The sequence below is a fragment of the Flavobacterium sp. 9R genome, from assembly GCF_902506345.1.
In the GTDB taxonomy this organism is placed as follows: Bacteria; Bacteroidota; Bacteroidia; order Flavobacteriales; family Flavobacteriaceae; genus Flavobacterium.
The window spans coordinates 2,014,851-2,037,480 of the sequence record NZ_LR733413.1; the positions used below are offsets into that span (position 1 = coordinate 2,014,851).

Annotated in this window: 22 protein-coding genes; 4 read left to right on the forward strand and 18 right to left on the reverse strand. The window is 34.7% G+C overall.

Going from position 1 to position 22,630, the window contains the following annotated elements; all coding sequences use genetic code 11:
* Positions 1–25 precede the first annotated feature (25 nt).
* Genes FLAVO9AF_RS09045 through FLAVO9AF_RS09115 form a run of 15 tightly spaced genes read right to left on the reverse strand, consistent with a single transcriptional unit; the run spans position 26 to position 16,743 of the window.
* Complete coding sequence (locus FLAVO9AF_RS09045) at positions 26–640, reverse strand: DapH/DapD/GlmU-related protein (RefSeq protein WP_159687321.1); 615 nt, start codon at positions 638–640, stop codon at positions 26–28.
* Entirely contained in the window at positions 631–1,845 is a 1,215-nt protein-coding gene (locus FLAVO9AF_RS09050; RefSeq protein WP_159687324.1) for a glycosyltransferase, read from the reverse strand. The genes FLAVO9AF_RS09045 and FLAVO9AF_RS09050 overlap by 10 nt, the downstream gene beginning before the upstream one ends.
* The gene (locus FLAVO9AF_RS09055; protein WP_159687327.1) at positions 1,842–3,011 is read right to left on the reverse strand and encodes a glycosyltransferase family 1 protein; all 1,170 of its coding nucleotides are present in this window, start codon (positions 3,009–3,011) and stop codon (positions 1,842–1,844) included. The genes FLAVO9AF_RS09050 and FLAVO9AF_RS09055 overlap by 4 nt, the downstream gene beginning before the upstream one ends.
* Entirely contained in the window at positions 3,008–4,111 is a 1,104-nt protein-coding gene (locus FLAVO9AF_RS09060; RefSeq protein ID WP_159687330.1) for an acyltransferase, read from the reverse strand. The genes FLAVO9AF_RS09055 and FLAVO9AF_RS09060 overlap by 4 nt, the downstream gene beginning before the upstream one ends.
* Positions 4,112–4,147: 36 nt before the next feature.
* Positions 4,148–5,338: a glycosyltransferase family 2 protein gene (locus tag FLAVO9AF_RS09065; RefSeq protein ID WP_159687333.1), complete on the reverse strand. Its 1,191-nt coding sequence runs from the start codon at positions 5,336–5,338 to the stop codon at positions 4,148–4,150.
* Positions 5,339–5,383: 45 nt separating this feature from the next.
* Positions 5,384–6,322, reverse strand: coding sequence for a phosphoribosyltransferase family protein (locus FLAVO9AF_RS09070; RefSeq protein WP_159687336.1), 939 nt, complete (start codon positions 6,320–6,322; stop codon positions 5,384–5,386).
* Positions 6,323–6,375: 53 nt separating this feature from the next.
* Positions 6,376–7,866, reverse strand: coding sequence for an O-antigen ligase (locus tag FLAVO9AF_RS09075; RefSeq protein WP_159687339.1), 1,491 nt, complete (start codon positions 7,864–7,866; stop codon positions 6,376–6,378).
* 18 nt (positions 7,867–7,884) lie between these two features.
* Positions 7,885–9,249: a lipopolysaccharide biosynthesis protein gene (locus FLAVO9AF_RS09080; protein WP_159687342.1), complete on the reverse strand. Its 1,365-nt coding sequence runs from the start codon at positions 9,247–9,249 to the stop codon at positions 7,885–7,887.
* A 9-nt stretch (positions 9,250–9,258) separates the two neighbouring features.
* Positions 9,259–11,640, reverse strand: a complete 2,382-nt coding sequence (locus tag FLAVO9AF_RS09085; RefSeq protein WP_159687345.1) for a hypothetical protein — start codon at positions 11,638–11,640, stop codon at positions 9,259–9,261.
* Positions 11,641–11,649: 9 nt separating this feature from the next.
* Positions 11,650–12,393 carry a TolC family protein gene (locus FLAVO9AF_RS09090; protein WP_159687348.1) on the reverse strand — a complete coding sequence of 248 codons (744 nt, stop codon included), beginning with the start codon at positions 12,391–12,393 and terminating at the stop codon, positions 11,650–11,652.
* A gap of 27 nt (positions 12,394–12,420) precedes the next feature.
* The gene (locus tag FLAVO9AF_RS15735) at positions 12,421–13,623 is read right to left on the reverse strand and encodes a sugar transferase (protein WP_159687350.1); all 1,203 of its coding nucleotides are present in this window, start codon (positions 13,621–13,623) and stop codon (positions 12,421–12,423) included.
* Positions 13,624–13,660: 37 nt separating this feature from the next.
* Positions 13,661–14,047, reverse strand: a complete 387-nt coding sequence (locus tag FLAVO9AF_RS09100) for a response regulator (protein ID WP_159687352.1) — start codon at positions 14,045–14,047, stop codon at positions 13,661–13,663.
* Between the two features lie 4 nt (positions 14,048–14,051).
* Positions 14,052–14,402, reverse strand: coding sequence for an Hpt domain-containing protein (locus FLAVO9AF_RS09105; RefSeq protein ID WP_159687355.1), 351 nt, complete (start codon positions 14,400–14,402; stop codon positions 14,052–14,054).
* Positions 14,403–14,435: 33 nt separating this feature from the next.
* Positions 14,436–15,368, reverse strand: coding sequence for a UDP-glucuronic acid decarboxylase family protein (locus FLAVO9AF_RS09110; RefSeq protein ID WP_159691003.1), 933 nt, complete (start codon positions 15,366–15,368; stop codon positions 14,436–14,438).
* 49 nt (positions 15,369–15,417) lie between these two features.
* Positions 15,418–16,743, reverse strand: a complete 1,326-nt coding sequence (locus FLAVO9AF_RS09115; protein WP_159687358.1) for a UDP-glucose/GDP-mannose dehydrogenase family protein — start codon at positions 16,741–16,743, stop codon at positions 15,418–15,420.
* 595 nt (positions 16,744–17,338) lie between these two features.
* Here FLAVO9AF_RS09115 and FLAVO9AF_RS15780 point away from each other — a divergent pair.
* Entirely contained in the window at positions 17,339–17,458 is a 120-nt protein-coding gene (locus FLAVO9AF_RS15780; protein ID WP_370516467.1) for an IS3 family transposase, read from the forward strand.
* A gap of 161 nt (positions 17,459–17,619) precedes the next feature.
* Positions 17,620–18,306, forward strand: a complete 687-nt coding sequence (locus FLAVO9AF_RS09125; protein WP_159687364.1) for a zinc metallopeptidase — start codon at positions 17,620–17,622, stop codon at positions 18,304–18,306.
* A 107-nt stretch (positions 18,307–18,413) separates the two neighbouring features.
* Here the strand turns inward: FLAVO9AF_RS09125 and FLAVO9AF_RS09130 are convergent, their stop codons facing one another.
* The 3 genes from FLAVO9AF_RS09130 to FLAVO9AF_RS09140 form a co-directional block, all read right to left on the reverse strand.
* Positions 18,414–18,884 carry an Lrp/AsnC family transcriptional regulator gene (locus tag FLAVO9AF_RS09130; protein WP_159687366.1) on the reverse strand — a complete coding sequence of 157 codons (471 nt, stop codon included), beginning with the start codon at positions 18,882–18,884 and terminating at the stop codon, positions 18,414–18,416.
* 131 nt (positions 18,885–19,015) lie between these two features.
* Positions 19,016–19,765, reverse strand: coding sequence for a uroporphyrinogen-III synthase (locus FLAVO9AF_RS09135; protein WP_159687369.1), 750 nt, complete (start codon positions 19,763–19,765; stop codon positions 19,016–19,018).
* A gap of 12 nt (positions 19,766–19,777) precedes the next feature.
* A complete protein-coding gene (locus tag FLAVO9AF_RS09140) occupies positions 19,778–20,449 on the reverse strand; it encodes a DUF4271 domain-containing protein (protein ID WP_370516455.1) in 672 nt (223 codons plus the stop codon).
* A gap of 103 nt (positions 20,450–20,552) precedes the next feature.
* On the opposite strand from FLAVO9AF_RS09140, the gene FLAVO9AF_RS09145 reads away from it, so the two are divergent.
* Both FLAVO9AF_RS09145 and FLAVO9AF_RS09150 read left to right on the forward strand, forming a co-directional pair.
* The gene (locus tag FLAVO9AF_RS09145; RefSeq protein ID WP_159687372.1) at positions 20,553–21,278 is read left to right on the forward strand and encodes a polyprenol monophosphomannose synthase; all 726 of its coding nucleotides are present in this window, start codon (positions 20,553–20,555) and stop codon (positions 21,276–21,278) included.
* Between the two features lie 11 nt (positions 21,279–21,289).
* The gene (locus FLAVO9AF_RS09150; RefSeq protein WP_159687375.1) at positions 21,290–22,630 is read left to right on the forward strand and encodes a dihydroorotase; all 1,341 of its coding nucleotides are present in this window, start codon (positions 21,290–21,292) and stop codon (positions 22,628–22,630) included.

Here is a 22,630-nt window from a genome sequence, read left to right on the forward strand (position 1 = left end):
TACTTGCTTAAAATTTATACTAGCGCTAGACCTTTTCCCATATTTCTTTTTCAGGATTGTATTGTTTCAATATTCGTGCTGGATTCCCTACAGCGACAGCATAGTTTGGAATATCTTTTGTGACCACGCTACCTGCTGCGACTACACAATTTTTACCAATGGTTACTCCTGCCAAAACCACCACGTTGGCACCAATCCAAGTGCCATCTCCAATAGTTATGGGTGCTGTAGAAACACCCTGAATATGAATGGGACGATTGACATCTTCATAGTTATGGTTCAAGCCCGAAAGGGTAATGTTTTGCGCCAATCGTACATCATTTCCAACGGTAACTGGACCAATAATGGTGTTGCTGAGTCCTATTTTGGTCCTATCTCCAATAATTACTGGACCCACACCATTGTTTATGGCTGAAAAATCTTCGATAGTAGAGTCCTCTCCAAGTTCAAATTTATTCCACGGAACGACGTCCAATCTTGTTTGATATCTTATTATAGCTCCTTTTCCTTTTTTATGATAAAAAGGATTTACGAACCACTTAATCCATAGTCTAGGTCTTGTTTGCTTTGGAATAAGTATGGACCAATGAACCAGTTTTTTCAATTTTTCATTGGATTTTATTTTTTCTTTCAATCCCATTGTATCCTGTGTTTGGTTGCTTTAATTATTCCTTGATAGATGGCACTAACATTGTTTTCCCAAGTATGACTTTTGGCAAAATTGGCTCTTTGTTCAGCCAAAGTTTTTGAGTTTTCTTCCAAAGCTTTTTCGGTTAAAGTAATGTACTCTTCATTTGAAGAAGCCAGATACACATACTCACGAAACATTTCCATTGCTTTGGTTTGCGTTGCAATAACTGGTTTTCCCATAGCAAGGTATTCATCGATTTTTCTTGGATAATTGCCAATCGTTAAGTTATTGGTCAACTGCGGATTGATGGCTACATCAAAACCTTTTACATAAGCTGGAAGTTCTGAGCCATCTTTACTCCCAAAAAAATACACATTTGGCAATTGATGCAATTTTGATTTTTTAAAATCATCGTCTTCTGGCCCTACGAGAACAATGCTCCAGTTTTTTCTTTGCTCGGCTATATATTCAAGTAAATTGATATCTAACCTTAAACTGGTAAGCGACCCCACATAGCCAATAATTGGCGAGGGTACATCTTTGAATTCTGCTGGTACTTGTATCGTACCCTCATCGTCACTAAAGTGAGAGACATCGCAACCTTGTCCAACCATATAACTATAAGCCGTGTATTGTAAACCAAAATCTGCAAAAAAATCAGAATTCGTCAATAAAACATCTGCTTGTTGTATCACTTCGGGTTCCATTTGTTCTCCGTGTTTTTGCCAATAAGGTACTTTCACCAAATAATCTCGCATATAATAAGCATAGACTTTGGGCTGTAAAAATTCCTTCAAATGTCTTCCTAAAAACATCGAACTGTCATTAAAGAGAATGACATCTTTAAAATTCAATCGCTTGGCCGCCGATTTGATATCTTCTGAAAATAATCGGGCATTTCTCCTGTTCAACATTCTAAAAACACTATCAATAGGCAACCAATTAATGGATTCGACACTGTTTTTGGGGTATAAATTCCACAGATTGTTACCAATCTCGTATAAATCAGGCTCGAGACCTTTTTTGATTCTGATTCGTTTTTGAATTTTTTCTTTATGCTTGTCTTTTCTCATTGTAGCTCTATCCATAGGCGGATTTACATATAAAACCCGATTGTGTTTGGCAAACTCCAACGCTATATTCTTGCAATTACTACCTATTTCAATATCCCAGGCTTGTATGCCTACCACTATTATATCTTTACCTTTTATCATTGTCTAGATTTTTTTGAATGTTCGATATGGATGGTTTCATAAAGTTTCAAATACTCTTTGGCCATATTTTTCCAAGAAAACTGTTTACTGCGCTCCAAGCCTTTCTCACAAAGCGATTGGCGATAGGCTTCATTATTTAGAATGGTGATGAGTCCATCTGTAATTTCTTCTGGTTGAAACGGATTGACAATATGGGCAGCATCTTCTGCAATTTCAGGCATTGATGAAGTGTTTGATGTAATAACAGGCACGTTACACGACATCGCTTCCAGCATAGGAATCCCAAAACTTTCCCGTAGTGATGGATACAAAAAGATATCGCATTGAGAATAAATAGCTGGCAAATCAGTATTGATTACGTAGCCCGTCAAAACAATTTGATGGATGAGATTGGGGTCGTTAATTTCATTCAACAAACTGTTCAGTTCTGTTTTATCATAATCTAACATTACGAGTTTATGATTTGAGGCTGTATGTTTTAAAAAATCGGAAAAAGCTTTTAGTGTTCCTTTTGTGTTCTTTTTAGGGTCTGTATTACCCAGAAAAAAGAAAAATTGGTCTGGTAAATTGTATTTTTCTTTAACCCGTTTGAGTTCTTCTCTATTGGTAATGGGTTTAAAATGCTCGCTTACCCCATTATAAATAGCCCCTAGTTTTGTATCGTCTTTTATTCCAAAGAACTCCCCAATTCTGTTTTTTTCAAAGTGAGAAACAGTAATCACTTTTTTGCTCTTCTTCACTATACGAGGCACTACCAATTTTCTGTATATATTTCCAAATTTTTGATAAGTACTCGCACTACTTCTCAGTATTGTCAAATAACTACTTTCCATATAAATAATGTCGTGAAGAATCGTTATCAGCGGAATAGACGTAAAAAAAGGTGCGGTATTGCTAGTACAGTGCAAGATATCACAACCATATTTTTTGGCAGCATTGGGCAAAGCAATTTGCTCCCAAGTTGGATACGGTCCACCATTCAATTCAACAATCGTAAAGTTCGAAGTTGCTTTAAGAGCAGAGGAATCTTCATCTGGTTTTACAAAAATGAAATACTCATTTATATGGTCTAGCTCTTGAAGGTTCTTGATTAATTCTAAAGCTACCATATCCATTCCGTGCTTCTTTTTACGAAAAAGGCGTTGCCCTTCTATACCTATTTTCATACTGCTACTTTTTTAATTGATTGAACTGAAAAATACCCTATGAGCTGATTTTTAATTGTGGTATACACCACCACTTCTATGACATAAGAGAACAAGAACATCACCATAATATAAAGTGAATATTCTACTATTTTATCGTTTATAAATTTTAAGTAAGTAGCCTCGACAACTAGGTAATGATGAGAAATATAGATTACATAAGAAAAAGGTGCGAAGTACTTGAATACACCAAAAATAGTATTGAAACCAAACCAATTGTATGCATTCCAAATCAGAGCAGTAAGCAGTACTAAAAACGCAAAAACAAAATGCCGTAATTCTACGATAGGATACGCCACTAGTGGGTAGCTATAGACTTTTGTGTATGAAAAATTCAAGTATACATTCAGTACCAATACTGCAATGACAATTGCTAAAACACCAATATAAGAACTTACAGCTTTGAAACTAAAGGAACCGCCTTTTATATAAATTGAGGCAAATTCTACTCCAATCCACCAAATTCCAAAATACATTACAATTCTATTTAGAATAAAAGGATAAACGACATACGAAACAGTTGCTATAAGAATACTACTGCTTACCCAAAACGATTTTTTTTCGGGACGAATGTATTTTGTAAGCGCAAAAAAGAGCATATAAAACCACCATTCATACGATAAGGACCAAAGCAATCCGTTACCCATATAGGTTGGTACAATTACATTGGGCTTCAGAGAAATCACATCTTGTAGCATAAAAATATTACCCCACAAAGTGCTCCATTCTGGGTCGGCTAAATTTCCAGTGGCATAACATTTTAAAAAATAGCCCATCAAAAAGATGAAAAAGAGAGGCACATAAATTCGTAAAAAACGACGTCCAAAATAGTTTCGAAACGATTTATCTTCTGATTTTTCCCAAGAATACTTGATTACAAATCCACTTAAAACAAAAAATAAAATAACCGCTTCTGACCCAAAACGAAAAAGAAAGCCCAAATTTATTCCAAATAGATTTATCTTTTGCGGCAGCACGTGAAAAAGCATCACATATAATGCGCTAAAACCACGAATGGCTTCGAGTTTTTCTAAACGATTATATTTTTCTGATGTTTCCATAGTTTTTTTGAAACAACTTATTGAATTACAACAACTTTATTTTGAAGAGCTTGATGTATGTTGCGTATGTATAAATGTTTTATTGGCTCCTTTTATTTTTAGTAGAGACAACAACATCATCAACATTCCTTTTGGCAAACTCATTAATGCTTTTAAAGTTTTGCGATTGTAAAAGGATTTTGGCACAGAGAAAACAAAAGACAACACACAAGCAATTAGTAAAACCACCCAATACTTCGAATACGCTTTTGGGTTGTCTAACCAATAGTTCAGCAGAACAAAACTAGCGCTGCACAATATAACGGCTCCGAGCAATAATATCCTAGGAGGCTGAATAAATTGAATTGCCTTGTCGAAATAATCGACATTGCCTTTGAGTAATAAATGTTTAGTGGCAGTCAAAATATCTTTCTTAAAGTAATGCAATTGTGCGGACAACCATCGGCGACGTTGATTGCCAAACACTTCAGCTTTTTGAATTTTTTCATCAAAAACTATGGCATCATTGAGGTATACAATGGTATGTCCCTCTTTTAGCATTTTGAGTTCAATTTCTTTATCAAATCCACCAACGGCGGTAGCGCTTGCCATAAGGGTTTTAAAATAATTATATTGAAAAGCCATTCCAGAACCAATTATTGCAGAAGATAATCCTAAAACACGATGCCCTTTTCTGAAAATGTTATTATTGATTTCTTCGCTAATAGCATCTAAAATAGCCCAAGAATTGTTCGTGTTTTTGGCTGTTCGATGGCCTTGCACGGCAGTGAATCCAGATTCAAATGCTGCATTTACTTGCTTCAAAAAGTCATTTGCCATCACATTATCAGCATCTAAAACCACTGCTATATCATAATCCCTTTCGAGAGTTGCCATAGCTTTATTCAACGCTTTGGATTTTGTGCTTTTTTCAAAACTTACCTCAATAACGATTATGGGTAACGTTTTTAAGGCTGAAATTGTTTCTTCTTGAAAAGAATCTGCAATGATTACCACATCATAATGCGTAGACGGATACTCTTGTTGCAAAGCCGCATTGGCCACTTCTACAATTACTTCATCTTCTTTGTAACCTGGAATAAGCACAGCAATTTTCTTTATATTTCCGTTATCGGAATATTTTTGTTGTTTATAAAATAAGCTTGCTATTGAAAACAGTAAAATATATAAGGTTGCAAAACCCAAAAGGAGTAGCAAAACAATTTGTATGATATTAAATAGAAGCATAATTTAAATTTTTAATTAAAAATTGTTGGTGCTTTATTCATTTACTTATTTGAACTTTCTCAGTACATCTCTCGCTTTTAAAGCGTATTTTCTCAAGAAAGGAAGGTGCTTACCACTTTTAAGATTGTACATAAAAGATTCCGATTCGAATATCATTTCGAAATTAGCGGTACATAAAACGGGCTTTTTGGACAACCTATTGATTTCTACAGCCTGATGGTATTCGCTTTCAACAAAAAGCACATAAGGTTTTGCTAAGTAGGCTTTTGCCTTATGGTCGCCGTGACTGTTGGCTCGCTGTCTGGCTTCCATATTGGGTAAATCCAGCATAACCAATTCATTATATTTGATATTGTTTGCAGCTAACCAAGTTTCGGTTTCTTTGCGGTATTTCTCTAGTCGTGAGGTAACAATTGTACCAATCTTGCTTCCTGGAATAAACAATGGTGGGGCATTCAAAATAAAATCGATGTATTTTTCTCCATCGTCATTTTGTTCTGGCAAAGGATCTGCACACAAAACCCCATCAATGTCAAAGCAGGCTTTCTCTAGAGTGGTATGATTGAGAATATTCCACTGAAAATACCTTGGCAAAGGCACCACTTCAAAGAAATAATCGACCATTTTTTCTTTTCCTGGAATGACATAAACGGCACAATATTTTATATTGAATTGATCCTTGAGATGTTCCAAGCTTTCTTTAACCTCAACCATAGCAGCTCCCGAGGCAATACTATCATCGACCACAAGTATTTTTTTAAATTCAGAAATATCAAAAAACTGGCTTCTGGCACCTGCTTTATAAATATGCCCATTCAAAAAAGAATGAATATCTGTATAAGGCCTATTGAGATACAAAGCCAATAAATTTGCTGGTAGCATTCCACTTCTCGGAACACCAACAATCAAATCAAAATCACGAGGAATGATACTTAATCGCTGAAGTATGATATTATTTAAATCTTTCACATTTCTATAGTACATAGCTTTTTGGGTTTAATGATTGATTAGTTAAGCTTTACATAGTAATTTCAATTTTATACATTTTGTGCCGTACGCAACTCAAGTTCTTCTTTTTGTTGGTCGGCTTCAAAAATCTCTGGATTCGATATAATCGCCATAGTTGCATATATGAGCAAGGCTGTTGGCATTTGTCCCAAAACAGCATTGCCATAAGAAGCTGCCATAACACCCGCCATTCCAGAAATTAGCGCACTCATTTTCAACTTAGTTATTGGGTCTCTAATGGTAAACATAACTTTGTAGGATGCTTTTCCAATTACATAAAACAAAACAAACAAATGGAATACCAATCCCACAATTCCTAATTCTGCCCAAATCAAAACGTACCAACTGTCAGTAGCTACGTGAGAAAGAAATGCATTGGGCAAAAACCGTTGTGCTTTGTCGCCTGCATGCCCAATCCCTCCTCCAAATGGTCTTGATGCCAAATAAGCTTTCAGTATTTTTTGATTGTTCAATCGTACTTGCAAAGAAGGCTCATTGGGGTCAAATGCAGTTCGCATTCTTCGTATTTGGTCATTTCCATTAGCGATAGTAGTGTATTTGAAAAAAACAAAAACCATTGCTAGAAATAGTACCCCTAATGCCAATACTTTGATGTTTTTCCTTAAGAAGAAAAAGGTCATAAGTCCACCCAAAGGAACACCGATTGCACCTCTAGTTCCAGAGATTACCATTCCGTAGAATCCTAATATTCCAACGATTATAAAAAAAGCTTTAGCAAAACCTTTTTTGGTCATCGAATAAATAATAGCCACAACACCTGTATACCCTTGATTTCCTCCAAATTGACCCGCATCACTAAAAAAAGAAAACACCCTTAATTTACCAAAAAGCACATGGGTCTGCGCTGCACCTGCATTTAACCAAGCTTGTTCAGCCTCATCTACCCCAATGAACAACTGCTTCATTCCGTGCAGGCTGGCAATTATTGAAAAAACACCCCAGATATATAAAAGCGTGTCTAACTTTTTGTGGGTATCGATGAATAAAAAGGTGAGCACTAAAAAGAAAAAGAAATAAAATCCAAGACCTCTACCCGCTATCCAAGCTTCAACACTTCGGGCTTCTGGATTTACCAATTGAAATATGCAATACAATAACCAAATCCCAGCAAAAATGGTAATATCTCTATTGGCAGGAGACCAATCTACCTTTTCTCTAAATCTAGAAAAAATTAACGCTAAAAAAGTCAAAATCATTACGCCATCTATTGCAAAACCTAGAGGCAATCCAGTTATATATCGAGTTAAACCAAGTATCAAAAAGTTCAGACCAATAGCAGTATAGAATCCCAGAATAGGATTTGAAAACAACTTGTACAGGTAGAAAACCAAAAATAGTAGTGCAATTAAAAGCCCTATTCCTACTGTTTTTAATTTCGCAATTAATAATGCGATGATCACAACCGTTACAAGCAATAACAAAAGTCCCTTCGGGCTAGATAAACTAGCTGAACCAGATGCTTTATCAAAGGGATTTATATTATTACTGTTCGTGTTCACTTTACTTTTATTAGGTGTTTATGATTCCTTCAAATTTGTTCTCTTTACTTTATGAATAAGGCTTTTATAAAAATCGATTCCGCTTGAGAAAATTTCTTTATAACTCAAAGACAGTTCTTTGTCTAAAAAATACATTCCCATCCAAATGCCAATTAAAGTAAAAAGTATAGATGCAACTGCCACTAGCAACAACGATTGGAATATAAAAATGGCGATACAATCACCTATTATATTCGCTAGAACCATCACGAATACTTTTATGGCATTAATTTTTGGTTTATTGATGCTATCCAAACCAATACCTGTCATTCTATCGATAGGCAATAACAACCCATAAATGGAAAATACTCGAACAATATTGACAACATTAAATCCCGTTTGAGGATCCGTTTCTAAATACTGTCTTCCACTTATTACTAATACAAAGAATTCAGCAAATACGAATGTGAATACACTTAAACCAGCAAAAAGATACGTTAAAGCTCCAGAGTAGGTGTAGAACAAATCTCTTACTTCTTCCACCTTGCCCTGAACGCTTGCCTTAGACATTTTAGGAAAAGCAGTAGCCACAAAACTTCGCAGTGGAATTTGCTGTAATTCTGTCAATTTTAATGGAATACTATACAAAGCGACAGCGGCACTCCCTAATGGACTTAAACTGATAATTATGGTATCGGCGCTTCTCAACAAGTTGGTTCCAATTAAGGTGAACGTAGTATATTTTCCGAAATTTAATAATGTGCTATTGGTCTTTTTGTTGGCTTTGAAAATGTTTTTTGTACCGTCCCAACCCAAAACTATGCTTATGAAGGAAGTCAAGGCGTTGATGATAAGCATTGCCATTACTAATTCATCTAATGTCAACAGCTCTAGGAAAAAATTAGTTAAAATCACTAAGAAGAAAAGGCCGCTATTCACCGATTTTAACAGCAGTATTTTTCCGTATGCTCTGTCTGCTTGCAAGACAACTAGCGCATTATTCCAAGGAAGATTTAGAAAAGCCAATAATGGATACCATTTAAAAAATAGATGATATCCAGAAGCACTAATTACGTCATTGAACAGTACATAGCACACAATCAAAATCAATGCTATTGCAAGAGTTGCCACCAAACCAATTAAGGCATTAGAACCAATAAGTTCCATTCTAGACGAAGCGTCTGCTCCCGATAAAAAACGTATTAAACCATTATTGGTAATGCCAAAGCGAAACATTTCTACAAAAGACCCGCCGGTAATAAATAACACCCATTGCCCAAAAACATCCAGAGACAAACTTCTCGCTAATAATGCAAAACCTGCAATGCCTAAAACGGCAATGACAAGATTCCCTGTCAAGGACAGAAAATTATCTTCTCGCACTATCTTTTTGAGCGTTTTCATCAGTTCATTTTAGATTTGGGCTTTAGAAAAAAATTGAAATTTGAACATCGCTTTTAATTTCTTTCTCAATACACTTCGTTTTTTAGGCAATTCCCCTAAAATGGATTCAATTTCATTGATTTGGACTCCATTAATTATAAAATTAATTTTTGAAGCAGCTGTTTCTACTATATTTTTCATTGCCAATTGGTCTGCATCTGACCAGACTCGATTAGAGCGGCATACGAGGATATTCAAATCAGCTTGATTTAATAATTCCGTTGGATAGATATAATCAATTAGAGGAGGTAATTCAATAATTACAAAATCGGGAGCACAATTGAGCGTAATGCCATTTTGATTTAAAATGTCGGAATAGTTTTGAGCGTTATAAAAGGTATTGTTTATTGCATAAGTATAATACTCGGTCTCGTTTAGATAACTAGAAACATCGGCTAAAAATGGATTATCATAATCGATTCTAGGGTCTGCATAGCCTAAAAATTTATTTAGTCCTGAAAACTTCGGGTGTTGTTTTACTGTTTTTTTTGCGCCTTCATATGTAAGCATCACGACTTCTTTGCCTTCATTTTTCAATGTTTTGGCAATGTTTCCTGCCATTACCGTTTTTCCTTCTTGTTTTTGAGTGCTAAAGACAACGATGGTTTTTGTTTTATTCTCTGAGGGATGTGTCACAAAATACTGCAACACATTTTGTGTAATGATTTCAATTAATCTTTTTTGAATGTAGGGTAAATTAATGCTTCCGGGGTCTACTATTAATTTAGGCATCATACCCAAAGAATTCAAGCCTAACTTTTTACTGGCTATTTTAGCATTCTTCAAAGTATCATCAAAATACTCCATCACAAAAATAATGGCCAAAGTAATTAGACCTCCTAAAATCGCCGCTGCAATAACTAATAGCGCTCGTTTGGTAGGGTTTGGTGATAAAGGATAATAAGGAGGGTCAATGGCTTTCAAATTGGAGGTTAGCTCACTGTCCTGAAGTTTGAGTTTGGCTAAATTTAATCCGTGAAGTATTTCTAAATAGCCTTGTTCAGATACCGAAATCTCTCTTTCAATTCTTTTAATCGTCGCGCCAGCTGGAGCATAATTGGCATATTTTTTCTGAAACTCTTTATTCTGTCCGTTTATAATATTGAGTTTTGCTTTAATATTATCTGCTTCGACTACATTATTTATCCAATCTGGAAGAATTTTAGAAACAGGCAAACCATCTATAGAATTTTGATAAGAATACAACTCAGCAACATTTCTTTTTATATCATTAGATAAGGCTTCGGCTTTTTTATTTAGCTCTTCTATTTTTGCCAAATCGCTTTCATTATTCGTCGATTCGAATCTCGCCTTGATTAAAGCTATTTTGTAGTTAAGGTCTCCGATTTGTTTCTTTTTATCCAGAATTGCATTGGTCTTAAGTTGTATGGCCTCTTGAATTTTTAACTTTTCTTCCAATCGTTTAGTTGATGCTTGAATCCCAGCTAAATCAGCTATTTTTTTATTGTAATCGACATCCATATCTTCTTTAACTACCGCAACAGCCTTACTCTGTTCGTAGTAGTTGATGATATTAGAAGATTTATTAAACTCTAGAAGAATATCTTCAGCAGCGGCTAATTTTTGTCTAGCATTTTCTAACTGAGCTTCGAAGTATTTTACCACTGCATCAGATCTATTTTCTTTAATGTGCTTGTAATTAACAATACAAACTCGATTATAGATGGCAAGTGTTTGTTGGCAAATCCCTGGATCATTAACGGTATAACTTAATTTTATCAAATCACTATTTGAAATTCGCATAGCTGTTACAGTAGCAATCGCCTTAAGAGAATAATGGTCATCTTTACCGTAGTTCAATAGTTCATATACATAATTAGTATTGCTACTCTTCATTAAAGCCATTAAATTTTTAACCGTCTTTTCGTAATCCGCTCTATTGATTTCAGGGGGAAATAATGCTTTATCTGGATCATTTATTTCCATTGAAGAAGACTCTGGTTTATTTTCGTGTACTACATATTTATACAAGGAAGCTGGTACTTTGCTTTTTAATTGGTCATAAAACGTTTTGGATATGTATCTCGGATTGGCTTCTGGGAGCATCAAATGCTGAGCTAGTAACCTAACGGCAACTTCTTCTTGGGTTTCACGTGAATTGATAATATTAATCAGGTTATCAAAGGCTGCGTTCGATGCTTGATAATTGAATGTTTTATCCATTTCAATAGAAGAGCCTGTCGCGATACCCGTGTATAAAACCGTTTGAGAAGAATATTCAAAAGATGGATTTCTAGTAAGCAATATAACCAATGAAGCCAATACAATTGGAACCAGTAGCAAGAGCAGTAGATGCTTTAAAATCAATCGTACAAAATCAATTATTTTCATCTTTCTTTTTTAATTTATTAAATCGAATACAAGTCCTGACATGTCTTCGAGCAATTGTTTTGCAATTATAAATTCTGCCTTTGCGGATTCATAATCGGCCTCAAGATTAGAAGTAATACTAGTTATTCGCACATATTCTGCAACGGGTACCACACCGTTTCTAAATTCTTTTTCGACCATTTCCATATTTACTTTTCCGTTACCAAAGTTTTTAGATCGTATTTGCAGTAATCGTTGCTTTAAAATAACGTCTTGGTACATCCTAATTACCGTTTGCCGTATTTCATCTTCTTGAAATTTGGTCATATTTTTGGCTTCTTCAATTTCTAGTCTCGCTAGTTTGAGTTGATTCTTTCTGTTTAACATATCAAACACCGGAAATTTTAGATACATCCCCACACTATAGTTGTATTGCGTGGACAATGTTGAAAAAGCTGTATTTGAAACCCCATCATCATTATTAGAAAAATTATTTAAAGTACCATATCTACCATCTACTTGTACACCAATATTTCTTGTCCAAAAAATACGCTCTGATGCTAGAGTAGATTCTTTTACACCAACGTGATTCTTTCTAAACTTGACCATTGCATTTCTTTTCAATACAGAATCTAAAACCACTTTTAGAGGCGGAAAGTGAAACTCGTTACCAGTTAGTAAAGTATCTTTATTTTGAGCGGTTTGAGCTTGTGTGTTATAGAAGCATAAAACAAAAACACTAATAATGGATATTATTTTAATTTGTTTTTTCATAAGTATACAAGAATCAAATCTTATTTATTACACAGAACCTTTTTGAAGTAATGCGGGAATCGTTCTTAAAATGAGTTTCATATCGTACCAAAAGGAATAGTTATCTCCTTTAAATTGATCCGCATATTCATTATCGAGGCGCATTCGTTCTTCTTCGGACATTTTTCCGCCTTTTCCTCTTAATTCAACTTGCCATAAACCTGTAATTCCTGGTGGTGCCAAAAACCGTTTGGATAATTCATCACCAGTTAGCATTTCTGCTTCATAAACGGGTAGCGGCCTGTTGCCTACAATAGACATATCGCCTTTTAGCACATTGATAAGCTGTGGTAGTTCATCTATACTGGTATTTCTGATAAACTTACCCACTTTTGTAACCCTTGGATCGTCTACAATTTTCACAAAAGTTGAATTATTTTTGGCGGCTTCATTTTTTTGTACATTGAACCAATAATCACAAATTGCATAGGAGTCTAAATACATAATAGGAGAACAAGTTTCTCCATCGGGTAGTTCACTACATTTTGGACAAGGAATATCCAACGGGCTGTCCGAAGCCTTTGTCGTTTCTTTTTTATATTGATTTTTTTCGGCTGCTAGTTTTTTTAGTAACTCGTCAGATCCTGTTCGCATCGATCTTAATTTATAAAAATCGAAAGTTTTTCTGCCCACACGTTTTGAAATGTAATATACTTTCCCTTTGGATTCAAGTCGAATGGCTGCGATAACAAGTAGTAAAAATGGAGAAGCTACAATAAGGACCGATGAAGCTACAAAAATGTCGAATATGCGTTTTGAAAGCGGCATTTTATACATTTCCTCACTGAAATCGAATACTATTTCTTTTTTGTGTTTTGGTTTTCTATGTTGGGATAAGAACTCAATTCTATTAAGAATAGCACTTGCTGCTGTACTTGAAATCACATAAAAATCATCCATTTGCTTTCTAAATGCTGTTTTATAGAGATCTGGATTAAAATCTTTAACAAGCAATACAAAGGGAATAGCGTCGTATTCACTTTGTGCCCTAATCCAATCATATAGAAAAAAACCATTGTTGCCTGGCAAATTATAATCACAAATAATAGCATCTATTTTTTTTGTAGACTGTAGGTATTTTGTAGCCTTGACACTATTTTCTAAAACAGTTATAGTCCAATTTTCAAATTCTTTTTGATTAAAATAATCTGCAGTGCTACCGATATATAAAATTGTTAGATTTGAGTTCATAAGGACTTAATTTAAATTGCAAATAGTGCTAAAGTTCTCACCATTCTATGGCAAAATGAATGGGGTAGATATTTTTCTTGACCAATTCTTCCAATTCTTCTGGATTGAAGGGTTTGGTCAGGTAATCCTGAGCACCCAGTCTATAACACTTTATTCGCTCTTTACTTTCTGACTTACCCGATAACATAATAAAAGGCGTATGTTTGGTAAATCCACGTTGTCTGACCTTAGTCAAAAACTCATAACCATCCATATTTGTCATTTGGATATCACTTATTATTAAATCTGGCAGACTCTCATCAAGCCATTGAAGGGCTTCCACAGCGTCGTGTATTGTTATAACTTCATAATCCTGAGAAAGAAAATTTTGCAATAACAAGCAAATGCTTATTTCATCATCTACTACTAATATCTTTTTCTTCATAATTTTAGGTATTCGTTATATTAAAATCATTTTTCATTTGATCTACCACTTCTTGTGCAATCAACTTTAGAGATGCAATTTTCATATCAACTTCTGGTGCAGTAATTTCATTAGACAATAAATCTTCGGTAAGAAGGAATTCTTCAGCTAATTGATCTGTTCCAAAATAAGCTAACGTTGGTTTTATCTTATGTGATAGTCTAACGATTTTTATAAAATCCTTTTCTGTGTAGGCTGTTTCTATCTCGTTTATAGCATCTATAATTTGTTCTACAAATACTTCAGCCATCTTTGCAATCTGTTCTTGATTGCCTCGACACATTTTTTCAACCAATTGAAGATTGTATAATTTCATAACAGCAACATTTTAATAGCACTCAAAACTCAACTAAATAATTGATTCAAAAAACTTTATCGTTTCAATTAAACCTTCATCCAACTGAATTTTTGGAGACCAGTCTAACTCTTTTTTGGCAATCGTTATATCTGGCTGACGCATCATAGGATCATCAGAAGGCAAGGGTTGGTAAATCAGTTTTGATTTTGAACCCGTTAGTTGTATCACTTTTTCTGCCAATTCAAGAATGGTAAATTCATTTGGATTTCCCACATTTACGGGCCCCGTAAAGTGGTCTGGTGTATCCATCAATTTTATCATTCCTTCCACTAAATCATCTACATACTGAAAACTTCTAGTTTGCTGTCCTTTTCCGTAAATAGTGATATCTTGATTTTGTAAAGCCTGAACAATAAAATTCGAAACAACCCTTCCGTCATTAGGATCCATTCTTGGACCATAGGTATTGAATATTCTTATGATTTTAATTTTAACATTATTCTGTTTGTGGTAATCAATGAATAATGTTTCAGCACAGCGTTTGCCTTCATCATAACAAGAGCGCTCCCCGATTGGGTTTACGTGTCCCCAATACGATTCTGGCTGCGGATGTACCAACGGATCTCCATACACTTCGCTAGTCGATGCTTGTAATATTTTAGCATTTACTCGTTTGGCAAGTCCTAACATATTAATGGCTCCCATCACAGAGGTCTTGATTGTTTTTATAGGATTGTGTTGGTAATGTATTGGCGAAGCTGGACAAGCGAGATTGTAAATCTCATCCGTTTCAATAAAGAATGGAGTAGTCACATCGTGACGAATCAATTCAAAATAGGGGTTGTCTAACAAATGAACCACATTCTTTTTTTGTCCAGTAAAAAAATTATCCAAACAATAGACCTCATTGCCCTCATTTAATAGACGTTCACACAAATGTGAACCTACAAAACCGGCACCACCAGTTACTAAAATTTTTTTCATTGCCATAACCTGTGTTTTTAAAACCGAATTACTATTTACGAGAGCTTACCTATTTTGAAGTATTCACTCCAATACAGAAATAATCAAAACCGTTTTGTTTCATTTCGTCTTTATCGTAGATGTTACGTCCATCAAAAATTGCAGGTCTATGAAGTAATTTTTGAACAATTTTTAGATTTGGAAATTTGAATTCTGGCCATTCGGTTAGAATTGCCAAACAGTCGGCATCAATAAGAGTTTCGTATTGGTCTTCGTAATACGAAATGGTGTCTCCAAAATGATGTTTCGCTTCATTAATAGCGATTGGATCGTAGGCTTTTACAATTGCCCCTGCTTTCAGTAGATTTTTTACAATATATAACGAAGGCGCTTCGCGCATATCATCGGTTTGAGGTTTAAAAGAAAGCCCCCATAGTGCAATGGTTTTGCCTTTGACATCTCCATTAAAATACTTCATTATTTTATGAAAAAGCACTAATTTTTGGTCATTGTTAACAGCTTCTACAGCTTTTAATACTCGCAATTCATAATCGTATTCGCCAGCCGTTTTGATTAATGCTTGTACATCTTTAGGAAAACAAGACCCACCATAACCAATACCTGGATATATAAATTTATTTCCAATTCGGGAGTCAGAACCAATTCCTTTGCGGACTTTATTAATATCAGCTCCAACAATTTCGCAAAGATTAGCAATGTCGTTGATAAAACTAATTTTTGCGGCAAGCATAGAATTCGCAGCATATTTGGTCATTTCTGCAGAAACGATATCCATAAAAATGATTGGATGACCATTCAGCGTAAACGGCTTGTACAAACTCTTCATTAACTCTTGAGCTCTTTCGCTTTCAAGCCCCACTACAATTCTATCGGGTTTTAAGAAATCATCAATGGCTGCTCCTTCTTTTAGAAATTCGGGATTGGAAGCAACATCAAAGTTTATGGAAACCTTTCTCTTATCTAACTCTTCTTGTAGTGCTACTTTTACCTTCTGAGAAGTTCCAACAGGCACAGTACTTTTGGTTACAACCAATAAGTAATCATTAATATATTTTCCGCAATCTCTCGCAACTGCCAATACATATTTTAAGTCGGCACTACCGTCTTCATCGGGTGGTGTTCCTACAGAAATAAATAAAACTTCGGAATCAATTAAGGCTTCTTGTATGTTTGTGGTAAAAAGTAATCGCCCTTTTTTCATATTTCGGGTAATCATATCTTCAAGTCCAGGCTCATAAATAGGGATGATTCCCTCGTTAAGCTTGTCTATTTTATTACGGTCTATATCTACACACGTAACATTAATACCAACTTCGGAAAAACAGGCTCCTGTTACAAGACCAACATAGCCACTTCCTACAATAGTGATTTTCATAATATATAGGTTTTATTAGATTATTTAAAATTTTTTAAGCTTCGTTTAAAGTCAAAACTAATTTAGAATTGACTTTTTGAGCAAAAAATAAAAATTTGGTAAAATCAAGGCAAACGGCAATAATATTATTCTTAACTCAAATATAATAAAATAAATAGTACAATGCTAATTTTACGACCTGAAAATCAAAGGAATACACTACAAAAATTTGTCTTTAATAAAAAAATTTATAAAATGACCTAAAACTCGACCCTCATAAACGACTGTTAATTTTTTTTTCGCTGTAGGATTAGAAATTTTTGTAATTGCAAATTCTGAAAAAACAAAGGTTACTCAGAAGCTTTTCTTCATAAAAAAGGAATATCAAAACAGAAACGATTTAATCAACCATAATCCCAATCAGGAGCGAAAGAATAGGCATTTACAGCCAGCAACGTTCCCGCTCTCCGCTATATCTTTTGTTCCGCTATCGCTGCACAAAAGGATGCCGCTGCGATCCTTTAGATTTGCTAAATAAATTTAAATTACTTTTAATCAACAACCAAACTGACAAAGTGAACCTTCTCTTCGATCAAAGTTAGCTACTTATGCCCCGATTAGGACTTTGTCAGTTTTATTGAATGAATATATAAACTATTACAATAACGACAGAACCAAGTCCAATTTAAACAAAATGAGCCCGACTAAATATCGAGCTCATCATTATCAAAATTAATTATAAATTTGTCCAAACTTTTGGGTTCAGTCTATTTAGCGATTGGAGTTTGGATTTTTTTTATAGAATATTTAACTCGTGTCAAAATGGCATTTTTCAAATTTGGTTCGTAAATTGTTATCAACAACTGAGACAAAAAATATAAACTAAAAGACAAAAATATGGGAAGTGGTTATTTGATTTTGGCTGGAGCCATTATGCTTTTCAGCTGGTTAGTAAGTTCAAGATTGAAGAGTAAATTTGCGCACTATTCTAAATTGCAATTGCAAAATGGTATGTCGGGTGCGGAAATTGCTCAAAAAATGCTTACAGACAATGGAATTTATGATGTTCGTGTCATTTCGACTCCAGGACAATTAACAGATCATTATAATCCTGTAGATAAAACAGTCAATTTGAGTGAGGCGGTGTACAATCAGCGAAATGCAGCGGCAGCAGCTGTTGCGGCGCACGAATGTGGTCATGCTGTACAGCATGCTGTGGGGTACGAATGGTTGCAAATGCGTTCTAAGTTGGTACCTATTGTGAGTGTTGCTTCTGGATTTGTACAATGGATTTTGTTGGCAGGAATTCTAATGATTAAAACCTTTCCGAGCTTGTTGCTGATTGGGATTGTGATTTTTGCAGCCACCACTTTGTTTTCTATTGTTACTTTACCAGTAGAATATGACGCAAGTAATCGCGCTTTGGCTTGGTTGAAAAATAAAAACATGCTCAATCGCGCCGAGTATGATGGAGCCGAAGATTCTTTAAAATGGGCAGCTAGAACCTATGTAGTAGCAGCTTTGGGATCTATTGCGACTTTGTTATACTATGTTTCCATTTATATGGGAGGCAGAAGAGAGTAAAAGAAAAATCCCAAAATATAACATCCAAATTCCAATCTCGAAGTCTTGAGGTTGGAATTTTTTATTTTACTTGGAATTTGGAATTTGGAATTTGAAATTTGAGGTTTTTAGAGTTGTATTTGTCGTTCTATTTGCTGCTCTAGCGATATAAACGTTTCGGTTCTTGAAACGCCTTCTATCGTTTGGATTTTTGAATTCAAAAGTTGCATTAAATGTTCGTTATCTCGACAAATGATTTTTATTAAAATAGACCAGTTCCCTGTGGTGTAATGGCATTCGAGTACTTCTGGAATTTTTCTTAAATCTTTTACAGCTTCTGAATTTCGGGCGGCTTTATCTAGATAAACGCCTACAAAAGCCATTGTGTTGTAACCCAATACTTTGTGGCTTACCGTAAATTTTGACCCAGAAATTACGCCCGATTGCTCCAATTTGCGCAGTCGTTGATGAATGGCTGCACCCGAAATCCCAATTTTATTAGCAATTTGCAAAATAGGTTTTCTGGCATCCTCCATCAGGTAGCGCAAAATTTCTTTGTCGATTCCGTCAATTTCAACTATAAGAGAATTGATTTTCATATTATAATTTTTAACTAAAATAATGATTTTAGTTTAGATTTGAAATTAAAATCAAATTTGAGGGTATAAAAAAAATCCAAATTCCGTTTAGTAATTGGAATTTGGATTTTATATTTTGAAAGTTGAATGTATTATTTTCCTTTGTTAACTTCGGCGATGTATTTTTCTAAGGCCATTGTCATTGATGGAGTTCCAGGAGTTGGAGCCATAATGTCAACTCGTAAACCACAATCTAAAGCTTCTTTTTGAGTAGTGCTTCCGAAAACAGCAATTCTTGTATTGTTTTGCTCAAAATCTGGGAAGTTTTTGTACAATGATTTAATTCCAGTTGGACTGAAAAAAGCTAAAACATCATAATAAACATCGGCCAAATCAGATAAATCACTCATTACTGTTTTGTAAAAAGTAGCAGGAGTCCAATCTACTTTCAAAGTATTTAAAGTAACTGGTATATCTGCATTCAATTGGTCTGATGCTGGTAATAAGAATTTTTCGTCTTTGTATTTTTTAATTAGCGGAGATAAATCTGCGAAATCTTTTGGTCCAACGTAGATTTTACGTTTTCTATACACTACATATTTTTGAAGGTAAAAAGCAATGGCTTCTGATTGGCAAAAATATTTTAAATCTTCGGGAACTTTGTAACGCATTTCTTCGGCAACTCTAAAAAAGTGATCTACCGCATTACGACTAGTTAAAATAATAGCGCTGTAATTGTGTAGGTCGATTTTTTGCAATCGAATTTCTTTTGCGCTGACTCCTTCTACATGAATAAAAGGCCTGAAATCAATTTTTACTTTATGCTTTTGTTGCAACTCAAAGTAAGGAGAGTTCTCTACTTTAGGTTCTGGTTGTGACACCAAAATTGTTTTCACTTTCATAGTTGATATTGTCTAAGTATTCCCTTTTGTAAACCAATAATACATAAAATAATAGGGTGCTATTTCAAGTGCGCAAAGATATAAAATAAAATAAAACAATTTACCCATTATTAAACTTTGGTAGTTTTTTATTGTGAGTAAATAAGTGAAGAGGTTTATTATCAATGCAATAACAAAAATTGGCAAAAAAATGTTTTTGGAAAAGACATCAAAATAATATAGAATTAAATCGATAGGTAAGATAATTAGCCCAATGTAAGTACGATAGGTAACTTTTTTAAGATTGAACTGCTCCATAAATTCTTCGATTTTGAATGCAGTAGCAATAATCTTCTCAATCAAGAATTTAGCCAAAATAAAATAGGTGATAAAAGTAAATAATTGGATGAACAGCATCCAATCCGATTTTGAAGCACGACCATAATAGCTCAAAAATAGTTGCAGAAAAAAAGAGAATGAAATGATTTGTACCACAAAAAGCGCTATGGTGAAGCCACTCATTAAATGGCTACTATCGCGATACATTTTGATGTACTTGTCCGAATAAATTAATTTGGTAAAATCATTAAATCGATTTTCAAAGACCGATTTGGTCAAAGCAATTAATATTAAGGAAAGGACAAAAAGTGCTGTTGCCCAGTCTTTGTTCTCTATTATTCTCGGGTGAAGTACAGGATCCATCATAGTCAACAAAATTACTAATTTTTTGTTTCAATCTTTTTATTATAGATTTATTATGAATCAAATGCTATAAAAAGTTTACTTTTGCCGTGAAATTGCTACAAATATGAACGATAGTATTGTTATAATTCCAACCTATAACGAAATTGAGAATGTCGAAAAAATCATTCGAGCTACACTTTCTCAGCACAAATCTTTTCATATTCTAATTATAGATGATAATTCACCCGATCACACTGCTGACAAGGTGGCTTTGCTTCAAGAAGAATATCCAGGAAGATTATTTTTAGAAAAAAGAAAAGAAAAATCTGGTCTTGGAACGGCATATGTTCACGGATTCAAGTGGGCGTTACAACACAAGTATCAGTTCATTTTTGAAATGGATGCTGATTTCTCTCATAATCCAAATGATTTAGAAAAACTATACGATGCTTGTCATTTTGGCGGAGCAGATTTAGCCATTGGTTCTCGATATGTAACGGGAGTAAATGTGGTCAACTGGCCTTTGAGTCGTGTTTTGATGTCGTATTTTGCTTCTGTTTACGTTAGAATGATCACTGGAATGAAAATTCACGACGCTACAGCGGGTTTTGTTTGTTACAAAAGAGAAGTTTTAGAAAGCATTAATATTGATAGAATAAAATTTGTAGGCTATGCTTTTCAAATTGAAATGAAATACAGAACGTACTGCAATAAATTTGAAATCACCGAAGTTCCAATTATTTTTACGGATCGAACCAAAGGGGTTTCGAAAATGAGTAACTCCATTATTATAGAAGCTGTTTTTGGAGTAATTTCACTCCGACTCCGACAATTAATCAAAAGACTTTAAAAACATAAAAGATGAATAAGATTTTAATAAAGAATGCTAAGATTGTAAATGAGGGGACCATTTTTGAAGGCGATTTATTAATTGAAAATGATTTGATTGTAGAAATTGCTGAAACAATTAGTCCAAAGTCATCCGATTGTAAAATTATTGATGCCGAAGGAAACTATTTGATTCCTGGTGCTATCGATGATCAGGTGCACTTTAGAGAGCCAGGTCTAACCCATAAAGGTGACATAGAATCTGAATCTAGAGCGGCTGTAGCGGGAGGGATAACCTCATTTATTGAGCAACCCAACACCGTTCCAAATGCTGTAACACAAGAGTTATTAGAGCAAAAATACCAAATTGCAGCGGAGTCTTCTTTTGCCAACTATTCATTTATGATGGGGGGAACCAACGATAATTTGGAGGAAATCTTAAAGACAAATCCGCGAAATGTTGCTGGACTTAAGCTCTTTTTGGGTTCTTCAACTGGAGATATGTTGGTAGATAGTACCGCTTCATTAGAGAAAATCTTCTCAAGTACCAAATTGCTAATCGCTGTACATTGTGAAGATGAAAGTACAGTGAAATCGAATTTAGCCAAATATAAAGAACAATACGGTGATGATATTCCAGTGGAGTGCCATCCGTTAATTCGTTCTGAAGAGGCTTGTTATTTGTCGTCATCTCGAACTGTAGAATTGGCCAAGAAAACGGGAGCAAGATTACACGTTTTTCACATCTCTACTGCTAAGGAGTTAGATTTGTTTACCAATAAAATTCCATTGTCCGAAAAAATGATTACTGCTGAAGTATGTATTCACCATTTATGGTTTTCGGACGAAGATTATAAAACCAAAGGAAACTTTATCAAATGGAATCCAGCAGTTAAAACAGCCAATGACCGCGAAGCTTTATGGAAAGCGGTAAATGATGGAAGAATTGATGTAATTGCTACAGATCACGCTCCTCATACATTAGAGGAAAAAAGCCAAGTGTATACCAAAGCCCCTTCTGGCGGACCGTTGGTACAACACGCAGTAGTGGCGATGTTTGAAGCTTATCATCAAGGAAAAATCACTATCGAAAAAATTGTGGAGAAAATGTGCCACAATCCAGCATCGCTTTTCAAAATTGAGAAACGAGGCTTTATTAAAGTGGGTTATTATGCGGATTTGGCCATCGTGAATGCAGGCTTGCCTTGGAGCGTAAAAAAAGAAAATATTTTAGCCAAATGTGGTTGGTCGCCTTTTGAAGGTTATACTTTCAAATCTAGAATTACCCACACTTTTGTAAACGGTCAATTGGTGTACCAAGGGTTTAAAGTAAGTCCAAAGAAGGCTGGTAAACGATTATTATTTGATAGATAA

Excerpts from the sequence above, each read along its gene's own strand:
- FLAVO9AF_RS09045 (WP_159687321.1), bottom strand. The coding sequence starts at position 640 with ATGGGATTGAAAGAAAAAATAAAATCCAATGAAAAATTGAAAAAACTG.
- FLAVO9AF_RS09050 (WP_159687324.1), bottom strand. The coding sequence starts at position 1,845 with ATGATAAAAGGTAAAGATATAATAGTGGTAGGCATACAAGCCTGGGAT.
- FLAVO9AF_RS09055 (WP_159687327.1), bottom strand. The coding sequence starts at position 3,011 with ATGAAAATAGGTATAGAAGGGCAACGCCTTTTTCGTAAAAAGAAGCAC.
- FLAVO9AF_RS09060 (WP_159687330.1), bottom strand. The coding sequence starts at position 4,111 with ATGGAAACATCAGAAAAATATAATCGTTTAGAAAAACTCGAAGCCATT.
- FLAVO9AF_RS09065 (WP_159687333.1), bottom strand. The coding sequence starts at position 5,338 with ATGCTTCTATTTAATATCATACAAATTGTTTTGCTACTCCTTTTGGGT.
- FLAVO9AF_RS09070 (WP_159687336.1), bottom strand. The coding sequence starts at position 6,322 with ATGTACTATAGAAATGTGAAAGATTTAAATAATATCATACTTCAGCGA.
- FLAVO9AF_RS09080 (WP_159687342.1), bottom strand. The coding sequence starts at position 9,249 with ATGAAAACGCTCAAAAAGATAGTGCGAGAAGATAATTTTCTGTCCTTG.
- FLAVO9AF_RS09085 (WP_159687345.1), bottom strand. The coding sequence starts at position 11,640 with ATGAAAATAATTGATTTTGTACGATTGATTTTAAAGCATCTACTGCTC.
- FLAVO9AF_RS09090 (WP_159687348.1), bottom strand. The coding sequence starts at position 12,393 with ATGAAAAAACAAATTAAAATAATATCCATTATTAGTGTTTTTGTTTTA.
- FLAVO9AF_RS15735 (WP_159687350.1), bottom strand. The coding sequence starts at position 13,623 with ATGAACTCAAATCTAACAATTTTATATATCGGTAGCACTGCAGATTAT.
- FLAVO9AF_RS09100 (WP_159687352.1), bottom strand. The coding sequence starts at position 14,047 with ATGAAGAAAAAGATATTAGTAGTAGATGATGAAATAAGCATTTGCTTG.
- FLAVO9AF_RS09105 (WP_159687355.1), bottom strand. The coding sequence starts at position 14,402 with ATGAAATTATACAATCTTCAATTGGTTGAAAAAATGTGTCGAGGCAAT.
- FLAVO9AF_RS09110 (WP_159691003.1), bottom strand. The coding sequence starts at position 15,368 with ATGAAAAAAATTTTAGTAACTGGTGGTGCCGGTTTTGTAGGTTCACAT.
- FLAVO9AF_RS09115 (WP_159687358.1), bottom strand. The coding sequence starts at position 16,743 with ATGAAAATCACTATTGTAGGAAGTGGCTATGTTGGTCTTGTAACAGGA.
- FLAVO9AF_RS09125 (WP_159687364.1), top strand. The coding sequence starts at position 17,620 with ATGGGAAGTGGTTATTTGATTTTGGCTGGAGCCATTATGCTTTTCAGC.
- FLAVO9AF_RS09130 (WP_159687366.1), bottom strand. The coding sequence starts at position 18,884 with ATGAAAATCAATTCTCTTATAGTTGAAATTGACGGAATCGACAAAGAA.
- FLAVO9AF_RS09135 (WP_159687369.1), bottom strand. The coding sequence starts at position 19,765 with ATGAAAGTGAAAACAATTTTGGTGTCACAACCAGAACCTAAAGTAGAG.
- FLAVO9AF_RS09140 (WP_370516455.1), bottom strand. The coding sequence starts at position 20,449 with ATGATGGATCCTGTACTTCACCCGAGAATAATAGAGAACAAAGACTGG.
- FLAVO9AF_RS09145 (WP_159687372.1), top strand. The coding sequence starts at position 20,553 with ATGAACGATAGTATTGTTATAATTCCAACCTATAACGAAATTGAGAAT.
- FLAVO9AF_RS09150 (WP_159687375.1), top strand. The coding sequence starts at position 21,290 with ATGAATAAGATTTTAATAAAGAATGCTAAGATTGTAAATGAGGGGACC.